Origin of the sequence: Siminovitchia jepli (assembly GCF_047228825.1) — a bacterium.
In the GTDB taxonomy this organism is placed as follows: domain Bacteria; phylum Bacillota; class Bacilli; order Bacillales; family Bacillaceae_C; genus Siminovitchia.
This window is the reverse complement of the sequence record NZ_JBFEGN010000001.1, coordinates 1-17,330: the sequence shown is the minus strand read 5'-3', so window position 1 is coordinate 17,330 and position 17,330 is coordinate 1. Positions and strand designations below refer to the sequence as shown.

At 43.9% G+C, this 17,330-nt stretch carries 18 protein-coding genes and 1 pseudogene; 15 read left to right on the top strand and 4 right to left on the bottom strand.

Going from position 1 to position 17,330, the window contains the following annotated elements:
- The first annotated feature begins 150 nt into the window (after positions 1 to 150).
- Complete coding sequence (locus AB1L08_RS00095) at positions 151 to 1,173, top strand: hypothetical protein (protein WP_413062627.1); 1,023 nt, start codon at positions 151 to 153, stop codon at positions 1,171 to 1,173.
- 25 nt (positions 1,174 to 1,198) lie between these two features.
- Here AB1L08_RS00095 and AB1L08_RS00090 read toward each other — a convergent pair whose 3' ends face one another.
- The gene (locus tag AB1L08_RS00090) at positions 1,199 to 2,314 is read right to left on the bottom strand and encodes an MGDG synthase family glycosyltransferase (RefSeq protein ID WP_413062626.1); all 1,116 of its coding nucleotides are present in this window, start codon (positions 2,312 to 2,314) and stop codon (positions 1,199 to 1,201) included.
- A gap of 274 nt (positions 2,315 to 2,588) precedes the next feature.
- Between AB1L08_RS00090 and AB1L08_RS00085 the strand changes: the two genes are divergently transcribed.
- Positions 2,589 to 3,443: a metallophosphoesterase gene (locus AB1L08_RS00085; RefSeq protein ID WP_413062625.1), complete on the top strand. Its 855-nt coding sequence runs from the start codon at positions 2,589 to 2,591 to the stop codon at positions 3,441 to 3,443.
- A 492-nt stretch (positions 3,444 to 3,935) separates the two neighbouring features.
- Here the strand turns inward: AB1L08_RS00085 and cydS are convergent, their stop codons facing one another.
- Genes cydS through AB1L08_RS00070 form a run of 3 tightly spaced genes read right to left on the bottom strand, consistent with a single transcriptional unit; the run spans position 3,936 to position 6,421 of the window.
- A complete protein-coding gene (cydS, locus tag AB1L08_RS00080; RefSeq protein WP_413062624.1) occupies positions 3,936 to 4,037 on the bottom strand; it encodes a cytochrome bd oxidase small subunit CydS family protein in 102 nt (33 codons plus the stop codon).
- Positions 4,038 to 4,052: 15 nt separating this feature from the next.
- Positions 4,053 to 5,078, bottom strand: a complete 1,026-nt coding sequence (locus AB1L08_RS00075) for a cytochrome d ubiquinol oxidase subunit II (protein ID WP_413062623.1) — start codon at positions 5,076 to 5,078, stop codon at positions 4,053 to 4,055.
- Entirely contained in the window at positions 5,075 to 6,421 is a 1,347-nt protein-coding gene (locus AB1L08_RS00070) for a cytochrome ubiquinol oxidase subunit I (RefSeq protein WP_413062622.1), read from the bottom strand. Before AB1L08_RS00070 ends, AB1L08_RS00075 begins: the two co-directional genes overlap by 4 nt.
- Before the next feature lie 571 nt (positions 6,422 to 6,992).
- Here AB1L08_RS00070 and AB1L08_RS00065 point away from each other — a divergent pair.
- From AB1L08_RS00065 to AB1L08_RS00005, 13 genes and pseudogenes are all read left to right on the top strand, one after another.
- Positions 6,993 to 8,186: an FAD/NAD(P)-binding oxidoreductase gene (locus tag AB1L08_RS00065; protein WP_413062621.1), complete on the top strand. Its 1,194-nt coding sequence runs from the start codon at positions 6,993 to 6,995 to the stop codon at positions 8,184 to 8,186.
- Positions 8,187 to 8,205: 19 nt separating this feature from the next.
- Positions 8,206 to 8,769: a hypothetical protein gene (locus AB1L08_RS00060; RefSeq protein ID WP_413062620.1), complete on the top strand. Its 564-nt coding sequence runs from the start codon at positions 8,206 to 8,208 to the stop codon at positions 8,767 to 8,769.
- A gap of 5 nt (positions 8,770 to 8,774) precedes the next feature.
- On the top strand, positions 8,775 to 10,181 hold the full coding sequence (locus tag AB1L08_RS00055) for an MBL fold metallo-hydrolase (protein WP_413062619.1): 1,407 nt from the start codon (positions 8,775 to 8,777) through the stop codon (positions 10,179 to 10,181).
- 164 nt (positions 10,182 to 10,345) lie between these two features.
- Positions 10,346 to 10,996 (top strand): MOSC domain-containing protein, encoded by a 651-nt coding sequence (locus AB1L08_RS00050; RefSeq protein ID WP_413062618.1) that lies wholly within the window; start codon positions 10,346 to 10,348, stop codon positions 10,994 to 10,996.
- Between the two features lie 249 nt (positions 10,997 to 11,245).
- Entirely contained in the window at positions 11,246 to 11,380 is a 135-nt protein-coding gene (locus AB1L08_RS00045; RefSeq protein WP_413062617.1) for a hypothetical protein, read from the top strand.
- A gap of 93 nt (positions 11,381 to 11,473) precedes the next feature.
- Entirely contained in the window at positions 11,474 to 12,574 is a 1,101-nt protein-coding gene (proB, locus tag AB1L08_RS00040; protein WP_413062616.1) for a glutamate 5-kinase, read from the top strand.
- A 23-nt stretch (positions 12,575 to 12,597) separates the two neighbouring features.
- Positions 12,598 to 13,869, top strand: coding sequence for a glutamate-5-semialdehyde dehydrogenase (locus tag AB1L08_RS00035; RefSeq protein WP_413062615.1), 1,272 nt, complete (start codon positions 12,598 to 12,600; stop codon positions 13,867 to 13,869).
- 48 nt (positions 13,870 to 13,917) lie between these two features.
- Entirely contained in the window at positions 13,918 to 14,991 is a 1,074-nt protein-coding gene (locus tag AB1L08_RS00030) for a branched-chain amino acid aminotransferase (protein WP_413062614.1), read from the top strand.
- 166 nt (positions 14,992 to 15,157) lie between these two features.
- Entirely contained in the window at positions 15,158 to 15,673 is a 516-nt protein-coding gene (mug, locus tag AB1L08_RS00025) for a G/U mismatch-specific DNA glycosylase (protein ID WP_413062613.1), read from the top strand.
- 161 nt (positions 15,674 to 15,834) lie between these two features.
- Positions 15,835 to 16,185, top strand: a complete 351-nt coding sequence (locus AB1L08_RS00020; protein ID WP_413062612.1) for an ASCH domain-containing protein — start codon at positions 15,835 to 15,837, stop codon at positions 16,183 to 16,185.
- A gap of 18 nt (positions 16,186 to 16,203) precedes the next feature.
- On the top strand, positions 16,204 to 16,635 hold the full coding sequence (locus AB1L08_RS00015; protein ID WP_413062611.1) for a DUF2269 family protein: 432 nt from the start codon (positions 16,204 to 16,206) through the stop codon (positions 16,633 to 16,635).
- 260 nt (positions 16,636 to 16,895) lie between these two features.
- Complete coding sequence (locus tag AB1L08_RS00010) at positions 16,896 to 17,030, top strand: hypothetical protein (protein WP_413062610.1); 135 nt, start codon at positions 16,896 to 16,898, stop codon at positions 17,028 to 17,030.
- Positions 17,031 to 17,245: 215 nt separating this feature from the next.
- A pseudogene (locus AB1L08_RS00005) lies at positions 17,246 to 17,330 on the top strand (IS200/IS605 family transposase); the annotation flags it as partial.

Sequence of the window (17,330 nt, the reverse complement as noted above, 5' to 3'; positions counted from 1 at the left end):
ATCCGAAAACCTCGAAATATGATCCAAATTTGATTCTATTCAGTCTTTCACTTTTGATGGGCTCTCTTCTGTCCCATTGTAAGAACGTTATGAAATTTACAGACTTTTTCGTCAGAAAATGATATATTAAAATGGAAAGGAGGAATATTGGTGGCGATCAAGTTTAGAATGGAACGCGAAACATTTTCGTTTTACGACGGCGCAGGAAACAAAATCGAACGCAACACGGAGGTGCGGTTCGATCCGCTGACAGGTGAAACTTCCCGGCTTGTTTTTGACCCCGGCCTAAACATCACCCCTTTGGATTATACAGAGGCAGCAGAACAATCAGGGGGTGCCAAATGTCCTTTTTGCCCGGAAAACATACTGAAAATGACTCCCGTCTTTCCGAAAGAAGTGGCAGAAACCGGCCGGATTGTAAAAGGAGAAGCAACTTTATTTCCCAACCTCTTTCCATACAGCAAACATAATGGCGTTGTCGTATTTTCACGCCAGCATTATGTCCGTTTAAAAGAATTTACACGTAAATTGATAAAAGATGCCTTTATGGCTGCACAAGCGTACATACAAAGGGTTGCGTCCCTGGATCCAAAAGCAAGATACGCTTCCATTAACTGGAACTATCTGCCAACATCCGGCGGCAGCATTATCCATCCGCATCTGCATGTCATTGTTTCTGAAAGCGGAACGAACTACCAAGCGTTGACATATACAAAAGCCGATCAATTTGAAAAAGAGACGGGGAAAGAATATTTTAAAGCCCTTTATGATGCTGAAAAGGCTATGGGGGAAAGATGGATTGGGGAAAAAGGAAACGTTGCCTGGATGCATGCTTTTGCACCGAAAAGCCACCATGATTATGTGGCGATTTTTAAGGGTTCGCATTCTTTTGATGCCATTGCAGAAGATGATTGGGGTCATTTTGCCGCCGGTCTTCAGGCTGTTTTTGTCTCCATGCTGGAACAGGGTTTTTCCAGCTTCAATTTCATTTTATCGGCCGATCCCAAAGGAAAAAGCCCGATCCATGGCAGGCTGATTCCCCGGTTAACGATTGGCGCATTACATACAAGCGATATCAACTTCTTCCAGGCGCTGCATCAGGAACCGCTTGCATATAAAATGCCTGAAGACGTCGCTTTAATGGCAAAATCCCATTTCAAGGAACAAGTATGAAAACGGCAGTCTGGGTCTATGCGGCTCAGGCTTTTTTTGTCTTCTTTAAATGATGGATAATAAAGGAGTGGGGATCGGCAAGTTCGATTTGGCTGCTGTAAAGCGCCGTTTTTAATTGAAGGTTGCTTTTTTTATTTTTTAATAATCTTAAAATATCCTCTTCGGGATTCCCGGCTTTATCCCAATTGCCAAGATGATGCACCAATCCTTCTTTTTTTAAAAACTGCAAATTTTGTTCCTCCTGTCCTGGCAACGCGTCATATACGAATATGGGCAAATTTTTAATCAGGCATTCGCTGATTGTAACACCGCCAGGTTTCGTGATGATCGCGTCTGCATCCTCATACAGCCGATTCATGTCCTCTTTTTTTTCAATGTAGGGCAAAGGTTCGATGTTCGGATGATTAAGTTGTTGAATAAATTGATAAAGAGTTTCATTCATCCCGCATAAAATTTTGTACTGGATATGGCCAGACGGGCGCAGCCTTGCAATAAACCGGCGAATGGAACCGGCCCCCATATTCCCCCCGCTTATTAAAACGACTCGTCTGTCTCCTCGTTTCTTGTTTTGCGTTTGTAAATGAAACACCGGATCAACCGGAATTCCCGTAATAAATATTTGGCGCTGGCTGATGCCCCGGCTGGCCAGGTAATTTTTCATTTGAATGCTTGGCACGAAATGGTAGTCAATCCCTTCTCTGCCCCATATGCTGTTGACAAAATAATCCGTATATACATTGATGGCCACCCCATCCCAAAGCGCCATTTGCTTCAGTCTGGAGAGCAAATAAGACGGAAAAGCGTGTGTACAAACAACGGCATGTGGTTGTACCTCTTGTATTAACCGTTTCATTTTTGTTAAAAATAACAACTCATATGTAACAAATCTCTTTGCTTTTTTGCTGTTTTTAACAGCAGTAAATTTGTATAGAGAGCTGTATAGGTTTGGAAAGTGGTGGATCCAATACAGGTACACGGAAGACACAACACTTTCAACCTTTCCGTAACTGAAAGATAATGGATCCACCTTTTTACATTGAATCCCTGGATCGCTTTTTTCCAATTGTCTTACTAAAACATCGGCAACGTGGTGATGGCCGGAAGGGATATTTAACAAAGGCAAAAACAGGATGCGGAACACATGTATACACTCCCTATCCAAATCAATTTTTCCCCCTTGCCTGTCCAACTATATTTTTTCTTCTTCCGACAAAAATATGCTGCCCGCCATGCCAAAAAAGGGGGTGGGTCATCATGACAGAAGGGTACGGAAAAATATCAGCTTCCATTTCCACTGCCGTCAACATCGGATGTTGATACAGTAAGATATATTTGTCAAAATGAATATCCATATATTACTGGTTAAAACTCCTTTCATTTCCCTTTATAATGGGGTGATGAGAGGAGGTTTGAAAATGATGAATTTTACTGTCATGATGGCCCCATTCATCGGCTATTTTATTTATAAAGGATATCAAAATACTCATTCTGTAGTGATTAACCAAATTCAAATAAATAATGATGCTCCTGCCCAAAAAGAGAATAAACACGAACTGCGAATTTTGCATATTTCCGATTTGCATCTGGAAAATATCTCTGTTTCACCGGAGAAGCTATACGAAAGTGTTAAAGAGCACGCCATTGATCTCATCGCTGTCACTGGCGATTTTTTAGACCGTAAACGGAGTATTCCCAAACTTATACCTTATCTGGAAGTGCTAAACAAATTGAATCCATCCTACGGGTCCTATGCCGTCTTTGGGAACCATGATTATGTATTGCAAGATCGATACTTTGAACAACTTAAGGACGTTCTGAATGCTTATGGATTAAAGACGCTCCAAAATGAAAATGACCAGATTCATATAGGCAATAAACGCATCAATATAATTGGCATCGATGATTTCAGTACGAACCGCAGTAATTTGGCACAGTCATTTGAAGGATTGGATGCGGGGTATAATCTTGTTTTTACCCATGACCCGAATATTGTTCTCTCAATGAAAGATTATCATTTCGATTACTTGCTTTCCGGCCATTTTCACGGAGGACAAATTCACTGGCCGAAGCCATATCATCTTGCAAAGATGGGTAAATTAGTTAAAATGAATATGATTAAAGGGCTTCACCGCTATAAAAATAGGCTGTTTTATATTAATGAAGGGCTGGGTCAAACAGGGGTAAATATCAGGATAGGAAGCCGGCCTGAAATTACAATCCACAATGTCAATTTACCGGAAAATGCTGCTTCTTCCATTAAAGCCGGGTAGATTTCAAATGGTTATCTATCCGGGGTATTGCCACTTTCAAAAAAGAACAGATAAATGATCGAAACAAACTCTATGCTATTGAAATGTTCTTCTTTCAGTCATTCAGATCCCCCCAAGAAAGCCATCAGTTCCCCGATTCCTTCCGAAGTTCACCCGGGACAGCAGTCTTTTGACCTTCAAGATTTTTCCCCCTCATTTTTTGGAAGAAACTTCTTCACCAAAACGCGTCCAAGTGACCGGATTGTCCATTTTAACATTTTTTGGTCACTTAGAACCACTCTATGTGACCCTAATGACGGATTTTGCCCTTTTTCGGTCACTTAGAACCTTTCTGCGTGACCAGAACTAACAAGTTACCCTTTTTAATAGTACGCTCAACAATAAAAAGACCGAAGAGCTGTCTTCGGTCTGTCATGATGGCAATTTACGATCGACTGGCATTCATCCCGGTATTTCAATGCCGGGATGAATGCCAGAAACATAGGAGAGGTTTCAGTTTTTAATGGAGCCATCCTTTGGGGCTAGCCAGAATGCTGCAATTACTGCACCAATCAAAACGATAAAAGGGGCATAAAAGATAAAAAAATTTTGCATGAGAGGACCCTCCGCTTAAGCTTTGTTTTTCGTATTGCCTTTTACATAATTTTTATCAAACAAGAACAGCCGCAATAGCAAATACAAGGATGGGATCAACAAGCCGAGCCCTGCAATAAACGCAATGATGAGTGCAATGGCCATGGCTTCATTTGTAAAACTGTCATAAAGCGTCAAATGCGGATAGAGCAGATACGGATAATGGGAGATGCCATATGCAAAAAATGCAAGGGCAAATTGTCCCACGAGCAGCCAGAACGCCCTGCCGTAATGTCTTCTTTTCCAAACGAGCCATATCGTATTCAGAAACAGCAGAAAAGATAGGGCAAACATCCACCATAAATCGAGCATTCTATCAAAATGTTCCATGTTATGCCCCCGAAGTTCCACGATGATTCCGGAGGCTGTAATGATTAGAGGCAGGGACCAGATGAGCGCATACTTGCGCATCAATTCCGTCGCCTTTTTGTCATTGGCTTTATTCGCGTACCAGGTGAGAAAAACGGCTGATATATATAGAACTGCTGCTACACTTAGGACGACGATGCTCCATGTGAGCGGGCTTTTGAAAAGGGCGACGTAATCGAGCACCGGATGTCCATTTTCAATGGATACGAACCCGCCTTCGGAGATCGTAAGCACAATCGACAGGGACGCCGGGAGGAACAGGCCCGATAGTCCATACATAAATGAGTAGCCTTTATGCCCCCGCGAACCATATGTTTCAAATGCATAGTACGAACCCCGGACAGCCAGCAGCAGTATGGAAATACTGACGGGTATAAGCAGGGTCGTTCCATAATAGTAGGCCGTCTTCGGAAAAAAACCAACGATCCCCACAAAAAAGAAAACGAGAAAAACATTCGTGACTTCCCAAACAGGAGACAAATAACGCTGAATAATATTAGTTAAAATATGCTGCTTTCCTGCAAATAAACTGTATGCGTTGAAAAATCCCGCTCCAAAATCAATGGAAGCTACGATCACATAACCGAACAGAAACGTCCAAAGCACCATGATCCCGAGAATCTCCAGATTCATTGAACGACACCGCCTTTTTCCGCTTTACGGTCCGCCAGCTCACGTTCAACCGGATTGCTTTTGAACATCCGGCTTAAAATGACGACACTGCCGATTCCAAGAACGACGTATAAGCCTGCAAATAATAGGAGCATTAAATCAACCTGGCCGCTCGTAGTGGCTGCTTCAGCCGTACGCATGACACCACGGAGGATCCATGGCTGCCTGCCGACTTCCGCGAGCCACCAGCCAGCCTCGATTCCGAGGATGGATAACGGCCCTCCAAGAACGATCAGCCAGCGAAACCATCTTGCATGAATAAAAGACCAAGCCCGTTTTGACCCGACCCAAAAGATGAAGGACAAAACCATCATCCATACACCGATCGTTACCATGATGTCAAAAAGATAGTGAATATATAATGGAGGGATCTCGTCTTCTGAAAATTGATCCAGGCCGGTCACTTCGGCCGAAGGTGTCCCATGTGCCAAAATGCTGAGTGCTTTTGGAATTTTAAATGCATATTTGACTTCCCCGTTATCGAGTGTTCCATACAGGATAAGCGGAGCTTCCGCTTCTGTTTCAAAATGCCACTCCGCCGCCGCCAACTTCTCCGGCTGATATTCTGCCAGGTATTTTCCCGAGAAGTCGCCTATTACGGCGGTTGCGATCGAAAAAATCAAGCCAAGTTTCATTGTTAAATAAAGAGCTTTTCTATGATAAATATGATCGGAGCCTTTCAGCAATCTGAAACCGGCAATGGATGCCAAAATAAATGCGGATGTCATAAAAGCACTTGCGACAACGTGAGCCGCCTTCGTCGGCATGGCCGGGTTGAACATGGCGAGGATCGGATTGATGTTTACGAGTTCTCCATTCACCATGTCAAACCCTTGCGGCGCATTCATAAACGCGTTCACGATTGTGATAAACACGGCTGAAAAAGAAGCGCCGATGGCAACCGGAATAAGGAGCAATAAATGTTTGCGCTGATTTTCAAATCGGTCCCATGTGTATAAATAGATGCCTAAAAATATGGCTTCGAAAAAGAAGGCGAATGTTTCCATGAATAAAGGCAAAGCAATAACGTTGCCCGCCAGTTCCATAAAGTTTGGCCAAAGCAGCGATAATTGCAAACCAATGGCTGTACCGGTGACAACACCGACCGCAACGGTAATAACGAATCCGCGTGTCCACCTGCGTGCAAGCAAAATATAATGTTCATCGTTCTTTTTGATGCCGACCCACTGGGCAATCATGATCATTAAAGGAACGCCAACACCGATGGTGGCATAAATAATGTGAAAAGACAGTGTCAGTTCGGTCAAAACCCGGCTATAGAACAACGCATCTTCATTTAGCAATCTCATTCACCCTTTCCGTTTATCCAAATATCCGGCCGAGGAGTGATAATAGCATGACGATCGCAGCACCAAACGCAAGTCCGATCAAATAGCGCTCATGTTTTTTATACATAATTCTTCACCTCTAACCTTATAATACCCTCTTTTTATCTATGTAAACGGGCGTTATGTGGCAAATTGATATCTAGTTTATGATAAAAAGATGAAAAACAAAATGTGTTTCAATGAAACGAAAAGAGCCGAAATACAGATAAATTATACTAATATAGTGATATTCAAAACAGCCGCTCCTCGTCTTTTGGAGCGATGACGAGTAATAAATCTCCAGTCATATGATCAAGTAATAAGATCTGTTTCAGCTCCTTATAGTTGGTCATAATACATGTCCAAATCTATTGTGATGCATTGATTTTTTCCCAAACATTACGTCCCGAAGCTTCATACTGAATGAGAACCCTGCCACACAGATTTTACAGGGTTATTGATCCAACGCAGGAGCCGGCATAAATTTCCGATACAGCCACTATATTAGTAAAGGCAGATATCAAAGAACCGTTTAGGGGGTACATGTATGGGCCAGCATTACCGGGTTGTCATTATTGGCGGCGGCACCGCCGGAATCAGTACTGCGGCAAGGCTGTTAAAAGAAGTAAAAAGCCTGTCGGGAGAGATTGCTGTTATTGATCCGGCTGACAGGCATTACTATCAGCCGCTTTGGACTTTGGTCGGCGGCGGGGCTGCCAAAAAGGAAGATACGGTCAGAAATATGGATCAGCTCATTCCGGCTGGGGCAACTTGGATTAAGGAGCCGGCTGTTTCCTTTTATCCGGAAGAGGATGTCATTCAGCTTGCGAATGGCTCCAAGGTTTCCTATGAGTATTTGGTTGTTGCGGCCGGTATTGAGATTGACTGGAACGGAATCAAAGGGTTGAAGGAATCTATTGGTAAAAATGGAGTTTGCAGTAATTATGCTTATGATTACACGGACTATACCTGGGAAGCCATTCGACGTTTCCAAGGGGGAAATGCGGTCTTTACCCATCCGGCAACGCCCATTAAATGCGGTGGTGCACCGCAGAAAATCGCATACTTGGCGGAAGATTATTTTACCCAAACAGGCATCAGGCATAAAACGAATGTCATTTTTGCCTCAGCCAACCCGGCCATCTTTGACGTTGCAAAATACCGGAAAGCGCTGGAAAAAGTATTGGAGCGCAAAAAAATCGATGCCCGGTTCCTGATGAATCTGAAAGAAATACGCCCCGAAAAAAATGAGGCGGTATTTGAACATGTTGAAACAAAAGAAGAAACGGTCATTCACTACGAAATGCTGCATGTCACGCCGCCGATGCGGTCACCATCCTTTATCAAAAACAGTCCCATTTCGGATGAAGCGGGCTGGGTCGACGTTCACCCGCATACCCTCCAACACACAAAATATGAAAACATCTTTTCTCTTGGCGATTGTTCGAACTTGCCAACATCCAAAACAGGCGCTGCCATACGCAAGCAGGCTCCGGTTGTCACTGAAAATATCATTTCAATGATGAAAGGAGGAGTGCCTGCGGCAACATATGACGGATACACTTCCTGTCCGCTTGTAACAGGCTATAATTCTTTAATACTCGCTGAATTTAATTACGATAAAGAGCCGGTTGAGTCATTTCCCGTAGACCAGGCAAAGGAAAGAAGGAGCATGTATATCCTGAAAAAAGACATCTTGCCCATTATGTACTGGAACGGAATGCTGAAAGGAACAATGTAATGCAGAAAGGAGAACGGCAATGGCCGAGACGGTCGTTTCAAACAAAGAGTGGTTTGATCTCAGTGATCCAGGCACCGTGGAAGCGTTGCAAAAAATATTGAATCAGTTGCCCGAAATGGCTGATCGTATTGAAAAAATCAATAAAGCCGCTTCTTTTGCTGAAACATTGGTAAAAGACGAAGAGACGTTACACAAAGTCAACTTGTTTTTGGACCATTCCAATCTGGATATCAAAACCATTGCAGCCGTCATCCGTTTACTTGAAAAATTGCCTTTTCTTGTGGAGCTGGCGGATAAGATTGAGAACCAGGCAAGATTTATCGAAAGTGTCCTGAAGGATGAACAATCGCAGGGCTATTTACAAAGAAATATGGAAGAGTACTTGTCTCATGCCACTGATAAATGGTCAGAAGGGAAGCAGCTTTGGGAACAGGTCAAAAAAGATGCCGAAGGCAACGAAAAGCAAATTACCATTTTTACCATCATGAAATGGATGAAAGAGCCGCAAGTTCAAAGGTTTTTATCTTATGTGCAGGCATTGATCCATGCGTTTCCGTCAAGAGATAACGGAAAGGAAGTGTAAAATCCTTGTTCATGCGATATTTTTTTGATGAATATCTTGCCCATGCCTCATATTTGGTGGGCTGTCAACAAACAGGGGAGGCCGTTGTCATTGATCCGTCAAGGCATATTGAACCGTATGTCAGGGTTGCCAAGCAGCAGCATTTAACATTGACGGCAGTGGCAGAAACGCATATCCATGCCGATTTCGTTTCCGGTGCCCGTGAGCTGGCGGATCAATATAACACAACGCTGTATGTATCGGGTGAAGGCGGAACACATTGGCAATACGGAAATCTCGACCATGTAGACCATCGGCTTGTAAGAGAGGGGGATGTTCTGCAAATAGGGAACCTTGAAATAACAGTCATCCATACCCCGGGGCACACACCCGAAAGCATTTCCTTGATATTGACAGATACATCCGGAGGAAAAGAGAAACCGATTGGTATTTTTACGGGTGATTGGGTTTTTGTCGGAGATGTCGGGCGTCCGGATCTTTTAGAAGCGGCGGCCGGAATTGAAGGAGCGGCCATAGATGGGGCGAAAGCCATGTTCCGTTCACTTGAACGGTTTAAGGCATTGCCGGATTATTTGCAAGTTTGGCCCGCCCACGGTGCCGGAAGTGCTTGCGGAAAGGCTTTAGGTGCCCTCCCGAGCTCAACGGCCGGCTATGAAAAAATGTACAACTGGGCCTTGCAATATGACGCCATTCATACATTTGCCAATGATTTAATCGCAGGCCAGCCGGAACCTCCGCCCTATTTTTCAATCGTAAAACAAGTCAATCAATCAGGCCCCCCATTATTGAAACATCTTTCCGTTCCTGTAAAAGCAAGCGATGCAGGCTCTTTATACCGCTGGCTGAAAAAAGGTATTGTCGTCGACACAAGACCAGCGGGTGATTTTGGCAGCGGGCATGTTCCAGGATCAATCAATATCCCATTCAATCACAGTTTTGCCGCCTGGGCAGGCTGGCTGATCGATTATAATAAACCGTTATTTATTTTGGCCGATAACGGGGATTTTGAAAAAATAAAGCAAGTGCTTGCATCGATCGGCATCGATTCCATTGCAGGATATATGAATGTTCACACTGCATTAAGAAAATATTTGGAATTGGAAGCATATGACGAAATGGAGCCCGAAAATATTCAAAAGAGTTCAGACTTTGAGAAACAAATCTTTCTTGATGTCAGGAGCCAAGAGGAGTGGGAGCATGGACATATTGCCGGTGCGCTTCACATTCCGCTCGGGCAATTGCCCAAACGGCTTAATGAAATTCCGCATGATATTCGAACGGTTGTCTATTGCGCGTCTGGTTCCCGGTCGGCAATTGCTGCAAGCATCTTGCAAGCGGCCGGATTAAAAGAGGTAGTGAATTTGTCTGGCGGCTATCACAAGTGGAAACAGGAGGCAGAAGCTTCCGTTTAAAAAAACGCTTTATGGCCATTACATTATCGTTGGTGTTTTTGCCCGGCTTTTTCTATTTTTTCAAATCCAAACATATTGAGCATCCATTTCGTATCTTTATCCCAAAGAAGGTATAATCAAATAAGTTACGATTTGCGTACGGACAATGCCCGGGAGGTTTGTAAATGGAGATTCGTTCCTTAAATGTGGGCCTGCCCCAGCTGGTCAGTAATCAACAGGGTCAAGTTGTAAAATCAGGCATCCGAAAAAAACCGGTTGAGTCTGCATTTCTTTCGAAAAGCGGATTCCAAGGAGACGAAGTGGCTGATCAAACGAATCATGGCGGAGATGATCGGGCCGTCTGCTTTTACCCGTATGAACATTATGAGCAATGGAACGAGTTGGTCGGCAGGGAGCTTCCCATACCGGCTTTTGGCGAAAATATTACTATCGCACAATGGCCGGAAACCGAAGTGTATGTGGGAGATATTGTAGAAATAGGCGAAGCTGCCGTCCAGATCACTTATGGCCGGATACCCTGCAGCAAAATAGATATTTTCAACCGTGTAAATGGAATGTTTTATAAAGTCATTCAAACGGGAAAAACCGGTTACTTTGCCAGGGTGCTTAAAGAGGGAAACGTCTGGGAGGATAGCCCGGTTATATTGGCTGAACGCTTGGGATCATCGATCACAATAGCGGACTTAAACCATTTATTTTTCTTCGACCGTACAAACAAGCCTGAATTGGAAAGGGTAGCCGCCATCCCGGAACTGGCAGAAGATATGCGCTCGAGGCTGAAGCAGTTGCTTGACAAAGTGAAAACACAAAAGTAATCAAAAAGCAAATGGAAGATCCTTTCCCGTCACTCACTGGGAATAATCAGCCGGTGTTCCTGCTTGCACGCTGCGAGAGGGACCGATGGCTCCGCCTCAAACAGGAGGTTCATTCCCCCGCATTTTACTTTTTATGACCACCTTTGCTTTTCAACGCAAAGTCATTGACCCTTGACTTTTTGCGTGAAATTTTCCATAATATTTTACAAACCATGAACGTTAACGGAGGGCCAGTAAGCGGATTTTTCTGTGCAAGAGAGCGAAATTTATAAGCTGGAAGATTTCGCCACAAGAAAGCCGCCGAACCTGCCTCCCGAGTCCCGTGCAAACACGGGCGCATCCTGGCGTTATCAGGCAAAGTGGAGTGCATTGGCACTCAAATAATGGTGGTACCGCGGAAGAAGGCTCTTTCGTCCTTATTAAAGGATGGAAGGGCTGTTTTCATTTATGGAAGGATCATGCAATAGGAGAAGGATTATGAAAAAGAAAAGAATTGTCGTAAAAATCGGGAGCAGCTCCTTAACGAATGAACAAGGGGAAATAGATCAAACAAAACTTATGGACCATGTATGTGCATTGGCGGTATTGAAAGAGGCCAAGCATGAGGTCATATTGGTTTCTTCCGGTGCGGTGGCAGCGGGTTTTAAAAAACTGGGATATCCGACCCTCCCTGTTACAGTAAAAGGCCGCCAGGCAGCAGCAGCCGTCGGGCAAAGCCTCCTCATCCAATTATATACAGAAAAATTGAACGAGTTTCATATCGTTCCTGCCCAAATCCTTTTAACGAGAAGCGACTTTGCAGACAGATCACGTTTTCGGAATGCATTTGCAACGATCACGGAACTGTTGGAGCGCGGCTTACTGCCGATTATTAACGAAAATGATACGGTTGCGGTGGATGAGCTGACATTCGGAGACAATGATATGCTGTCAAGCCTTGTCAGCGGTTTTATCCATGCGGATATGCTCATCATTTTAACGGACATCAACGGTCTATACGATGCAAATCCGCAGACGGATCCGAATGCAAAAAAGTTTGACCGAATAGAGGAAATTACTGACGAATTGTTAACCTTGGCAGATGGAACGGGCTCCAAAGTGGGGACAGGGGGCATGAAGTCCAAGCTGTTGGCGGCAAAAACGGCCCTGTCCCTGGGGGTTCCTGTTTTTATCGGCAAAGGGGAAGGAAAGGAGAAATTGATCCAGATTTTAAAAGGGGAGGGCAATGGAACTTATATTACGAATAAGTCGCTCGGCTCCATTAATGCGAATCGGCAGTGGATCGCTTTTCATTCCGAGACTTCCGGAAAAATCTACGTCGACGAAGGAGCGGAGGAAGCCATTTTATATAAAGGCAGCAGTTTGCTTCCTGCGGGCGTTTTCCAAGTAAAAGGGACGTTCCAAAAAGGGGATGTCGTGGAGGTGTTCGGCACAAGTGGTTTGATTGGCCGGGGTGAAGTGGCGTATTCATCGGATGAGCTAAGGGAGTTTATTCAAAATAAACGATCAAATCCAAAGAAAAGGACAATGATGCCGGCCACCGAGGTCATCCACAGAAACCGCTGGGTGAGTGTTTAATCAATTTTTGGGGGGATAGAGCAATGAGTACAATCGAACAAGGAACGGCAAGTGAAGTAAGAAGAAAAGGAAAGGCCGCAAAGGCTGCAAGCCTAACGATGGTGAATTTGTCAACGGCAGAGAAAAACAGGGGATTGGCATTCATTGCAGACCAGCTGTTGGCACATAAAAACTTCATTTTGGCGGAAAATGCGAAGGATTTGCAGGATGGAAAACAAAACGGTTTGTCTGACGCCGTGCTTGACCGGATCATGCTGAATGAGAAACGAATCGAGGATATGGTGCACGCTGTCAGGCTTTTGATTGAATTAAAAGATCCGATTGGTGAAACGTTGGAGACGATTCAAAAAGATAACGGTCTGCTGATCAAGAAAAAGCGGGTGCCGATCGGTGTGATCGGCATGGTGTACGAAGCGAGGCCCAATGTGACCATCGATGCGGCCACGCTGTCCCTGAAGACAGGAAATGCCGTGATTTTAAGGGGGAGCTCTTCTGCGAAATATTCCAACATGGCACTTGTCCAAGTCATTCAACAAGCGCTTGAAGAAAGTGGCATTCCAACAGATGCTGTGCAATTGATCGAGGATACGAGCAGGGAAACGGCGAGAGAACTTTTCCGGTTAAACGAATATTTGGATGTTTTGATTCCGCGGGGAGGCAAGAACCTCATTCAAACCGTCGTTCGGGAATCTACCGTGCCGGTCATTGAAACGGGTGCCGGAAATTGCCATGTTTATATTGATGAAGATGCTGACAAGGCCATGGCTGAAAAGATTGTCTTGAACGCAAAATTACAAAGACCTTCTGTATGCAATGCCGCCGAGTCCATATTGATTCATGAACATTGGTTTCAGCAAAACGGAAATGAACTTTTGGAAAAGCTTGCGGAACATCATGTGGAAATCTGCGGGGATGAACAAGTCTGTTCCAGCTTTCCAAAAGCAAATCGGGCCACTGATGAAGACTGGGCAGCCGAATATTTGGGCCTGAAAGTAAGTGTAAAAACCGTTCAATCTGTAGATGAAGCTATTAACCATATTAACGAATACGGAACAAAACACTCGGAAGCAATCGTGACAAACAATGAAAACCATGCCGGGAAATTTTTAAACAGTGTCGACGCTTCATCTGTCTATCACAATGTCTCCACCCGTTTTACGGATGGCTTTGAATTTGGCTACGGCGCCGAAATCGGCATCAGCACACAAAAATTGCATGCCCGGGGCCCCATGGGATTGGAAGCTCTCACTTCAACCAAGTTTTACATTTATGGAGATGGACAAATTCGGGAATAAAATGCTTAAATAGAAGAAAAGAAGATCATGAGAGAAGGAGATTGTGCCTTGAATAATTATCAAATTGACATCGAACTTTGCAACAACCGAAAAGAAAAACCTTCGTTTTCAAACCTCCAGTTTGGAAAAACGTATACGGACCATATGTTTGTCATGGATTACACGCAAGGTCAAGGTTGGCATCACCCCAGGATCATTCCTTACCAGCCGGTCACGCTTGATCCCGCGGCCACCATCTTCCACTACGGACAAACCGTGTTTGAAGGGTTAAAGGCATACTTATCGGAAAATGAAGAGGTCTTTCTTTTTAGGCCTGAAGAAAATATAAAAAGGTTAAACAGATCATGCGAACGTCTGTGCATTCCGCCAGTTGATGAGGAAATTGCCCTGGAGGCTTTAAAGAAGCTCGTAGCGATTGACCGGGACTGGATTCCCAATGTTGAAGGGATGGCCCTCTATATCCGTCCGTTCATCATCTCTACGGAGCCGAATTTGGATGTCAGTCCGTCAAAATCTTATAAATTTATGATTATTCTTTCTCCTGTCGGAGCTTTTTACAAAGAAGGAATGAATCCTGTTAAAATAGCCGTTGAGCAAGAATATGTCCGGGCTGTCCGGGGCGGAACGGGCAATGCCAAAACGGCCGGGAATTATGCCGGAGCCATGCTTGCCCAGGAGAAATCCGGAAAATCCGGCTATTCACAAGTGCTGTGGCTGGACGGAAAAGAAAATAAATATATCGAAGAAGTCGGCAGCATGAACGTATTTTTCAAAGTAAACGGAGAAGTGATTACCCCGGCGCTGAGCGGAAGCATATTGGAAGGCATCACGCGGAAGTCCGTCATTGAATTGCTGAAACATTGGAATGTTCCTGTCTCGGAACGGAAAATATCGATTGATGAAATTTACGATGCCCATCAAAACGGGCAGCTCGAAGAGGCGTTTGGAACCGGTACGGCAGCGGTTATTTCGCCTATTGGCGAGTTGCTTTGGAGAAATGAAAAACTTGTTATCAACAATGGAAAAACGGGACCGTTGGCCCAAAAAATATATGATGCATTAACCGGCATTCAAACAGGCAAAATGGAAGATCCGTTTGGCTGGAGAGTGACAGTGGAATAACGAAATCAGCGGGGGCTTTCTTCAAGCCCCCACTGATTCAAATTTGAAGCAATCAGGCTTTTATTGATAGTTGATCTTTTACCGCCAGTTAATGCAGGAATAAAAAAGGCTCTTACAAGCTGAAAATGGGCTTGGAGGCTTTTTTTCTTTCATGGGAGGGTTTATATTGGAACCGATACCGGACCACTTAAAAGAGGATTTGAACGTACTATTCATTGGTTTTAACCCAAGTATTCGATCCGGTGAAACAGGGCACCATTATGCGAATCCGACAAACCGCTTTTGGACGATCCTGCATCAGTCCGGGTTTACCGAAAGAAAATACTCGGCAGAGGAAGACTACAAACTCCTTGATTTAGGTTATGGTCTGACAAATATTTCAGCAAGGCCAACGAAAAATGCTGCGGAAATTACAAAGGAAGAATATGACACAGGGAGAAAGGAGCTCATTCGAAAAATTCGCATATATAGGCCGAAGATCGCCTGTTTCGTCGGAAAGGGAGTATATGAGCAATTCAGCCGGAAAAAGAATATTCCGTGGGGGATCCAAAAAAGTTCCGTAGTCCCTGGCACGCTTGATTTTGTGGCCCCTTCATCCAGCGGGCTGGTCCGGATGAAAACCGTCGAAATAGCCGCCATCTATCGTGAATTAAAAGAATTGCTTTCGCAAATGGAAAAGTAATTGCCCCATCTGAACAGAAGCCGCAGGCCCATACAACGTAATGGAAAAGACTCCTTCGTACAGCCCCATGTTCAGGCCGCTTGCATTTAACATGCATCAACAGTGCTATACAAAATATGTTAAAATATAACATGAATAATAATAGAAATAAGGTGATTCATGTGGAAACATCAGATAATAATCGGCAGCTTCCTCCCAAAACATGTACAATTGAAAGGCTTGTTACTGTAAAAAGCGATGTCGAAAAAGTCATTAAAGGAATAAAAACCGCAACCCGGAGAAATGGAAGATATGCCGACATTGGTGAAATTATGGATTTGGATGGCCATCAATTTGTCGTTCATCATGTGTATTCCCAAACGCTTGGTGAAATGAATGACGAGCACGCCAAACAAGAAGGCTATGAAAATATGGAAAAGTATAAAGAAAGAATTTTAAAGCTGCATCCGGGCATGCCATGGTCTCCCAAAATGAAGGTTTGGGTCCATGAATTTGCTCCATTGCAAAAATGATGCCCCAAAAAAGCCACAATGGTTTACGAACTGCTGCTTTATATTCATGTTTTCAGCTCAATATTGGCTATAGGTCCGTTTTTCGCATGTTTTTTGATCATCAATAAACTTCAAAGTGCAGATGAAAGACAAGAGTCTGCCTGCATCGGGCTCTTTTCCTCGGTGATCAGAATGGTTAAACACGCAGGCCATGTACTGGTTCTTTCCGGGTTTTTCCTTATGTGGAAAGGCGGTTGGTCATGGAAAGAACCCTGGATTGCATTGACCCTTATCGTGATGTTCAGCTCAATTTTATTCCTGGCCCGTGCTTTTACACCTGTATTAAAGGAATTTAATGATCGGCATCGCGAAAAAAACATACTGATAAAAAAATTACAGCGTACACTGTGGGTGTATATAGGATTATTAATGATCATGTTATGGTTTATGATCACCAAGCCATCATTTTAACCCTCCGGATTTTTCTGGGGGGTTTTATCGAGGCACCGTCACATTCGGAAAATTTGCAGACCAAGCAATATTAACCAATGAACCGGCTTTGTTCCTAAGATTATTGTGACAAACAGGCCTCTCTGCCCGTTTTGCAAAGTAATCTCATCCATGCATGGTTTTTCGCATTGGCATCGGATATGATAGGTTTATTTAGCATTTCGGGTAAATTAAAAAGAATGGGAAATAATAATTCCCATTCCAGGGAAGGAGGTTTTTTTGTGGACCGTAAAAAAGAAAACATGAGACATCAAACTAAAAATGAAAATGGGCCGGCAAACCACGAAAGAAAAAAACGCAAGTCAGTCCAATCCGAAAAGATCCGCTACAAAAACGCCGACGACGTGTACGAATGAGAAAAACACTGGCGCGTCTTTCTGGGAAGTTTAGAGGGAGGTTGGAATTTGATTAAATTGGCGAATTGCCAATTTATTTTAATGGTTTAGAAAACCCCTGGCTATGCCGGGGGTTCCGGAGAGCTTATAGCGTGGTAACAAAAAAACCTCACTTCATGGTAGGATAAAGTTGGTTTCCCGACCACTTCATCTCGCCAAGAAGGAGGTATGCCCTAATGAAGGACATGAACAGTTTAGCACACACAACATGGAATTGTAAGTATCACATAGTCTTTGCCCCAAAATACAGAAGGCAGATTA

Excerpts from the sequence above, each read along its gene's own strand:
- AB1L08_RS00075 (WP_413062623.1), bottom strand. The coding sequence starts at position 5,078 with ATGAATCTGGAGATTCTCGGGATCATGGTGCTTTGGACGTTTCTGTTC.
- AB1L08_RS00085 (WP_413062625.1), top strand. The coding sequence starts at position 2,589 with ATGATGAATTTTACTGTCATGATGGCCCCATTCATCGGCTATTTTATT.
- proB (WP_413062616.1), top strand. The coding sequence starts at position 11,474 with ATGAAAAAGAAAAGAATTGTCGTAAAAATCGGGAGCAGCTCCTTAACG.
- cydS (WP_413062624.1), bottom strand. The coding sequence starts at position 4,037 with ATGCAAAATTTTTTTATCTTTTATGCCCCTTTTATCGTTTTGATTGGT.
- AB1L08_RS00015 (WP_413062611.1), top strand. The coding sequence starts at position 16,204 with ATGGTTTACGAACTGCTGCTTTATATTCATGTTTTCAGCTCAATATTG.
- AB1L08_RS00060 (WP_413062620.1), top strand. The coding sequence starts at position 8,206 with ATGGCCGAGACGGTCGTTTCAAACAAAGAGTGGTTTGATCTCAGTGAT.
- AB1L08_RS00065 (WP_413062621.1), top strand. The coding sequence starts at position 6,993 with ATGGGCCAGCATTACCGGGTTGTCATTATTGGCGGCGGCACCGCCGGA.
- AB1L08_RS00035 (WP_413062615.1), top strand. The coding sequence starts at position 12,598 with ATGAGTACAATCGAACAAGGAACGGCAAGTGAAGTAAGAAGAAAAGGA.
- AB1L08_RS00050 (WP_413062618.1), top strand. The coding sequence starts at position 10,346 with ATGGAGATTCGTTCCTTAAATGTGGGCCTGCCCCAGCTGGTCAGTAAT.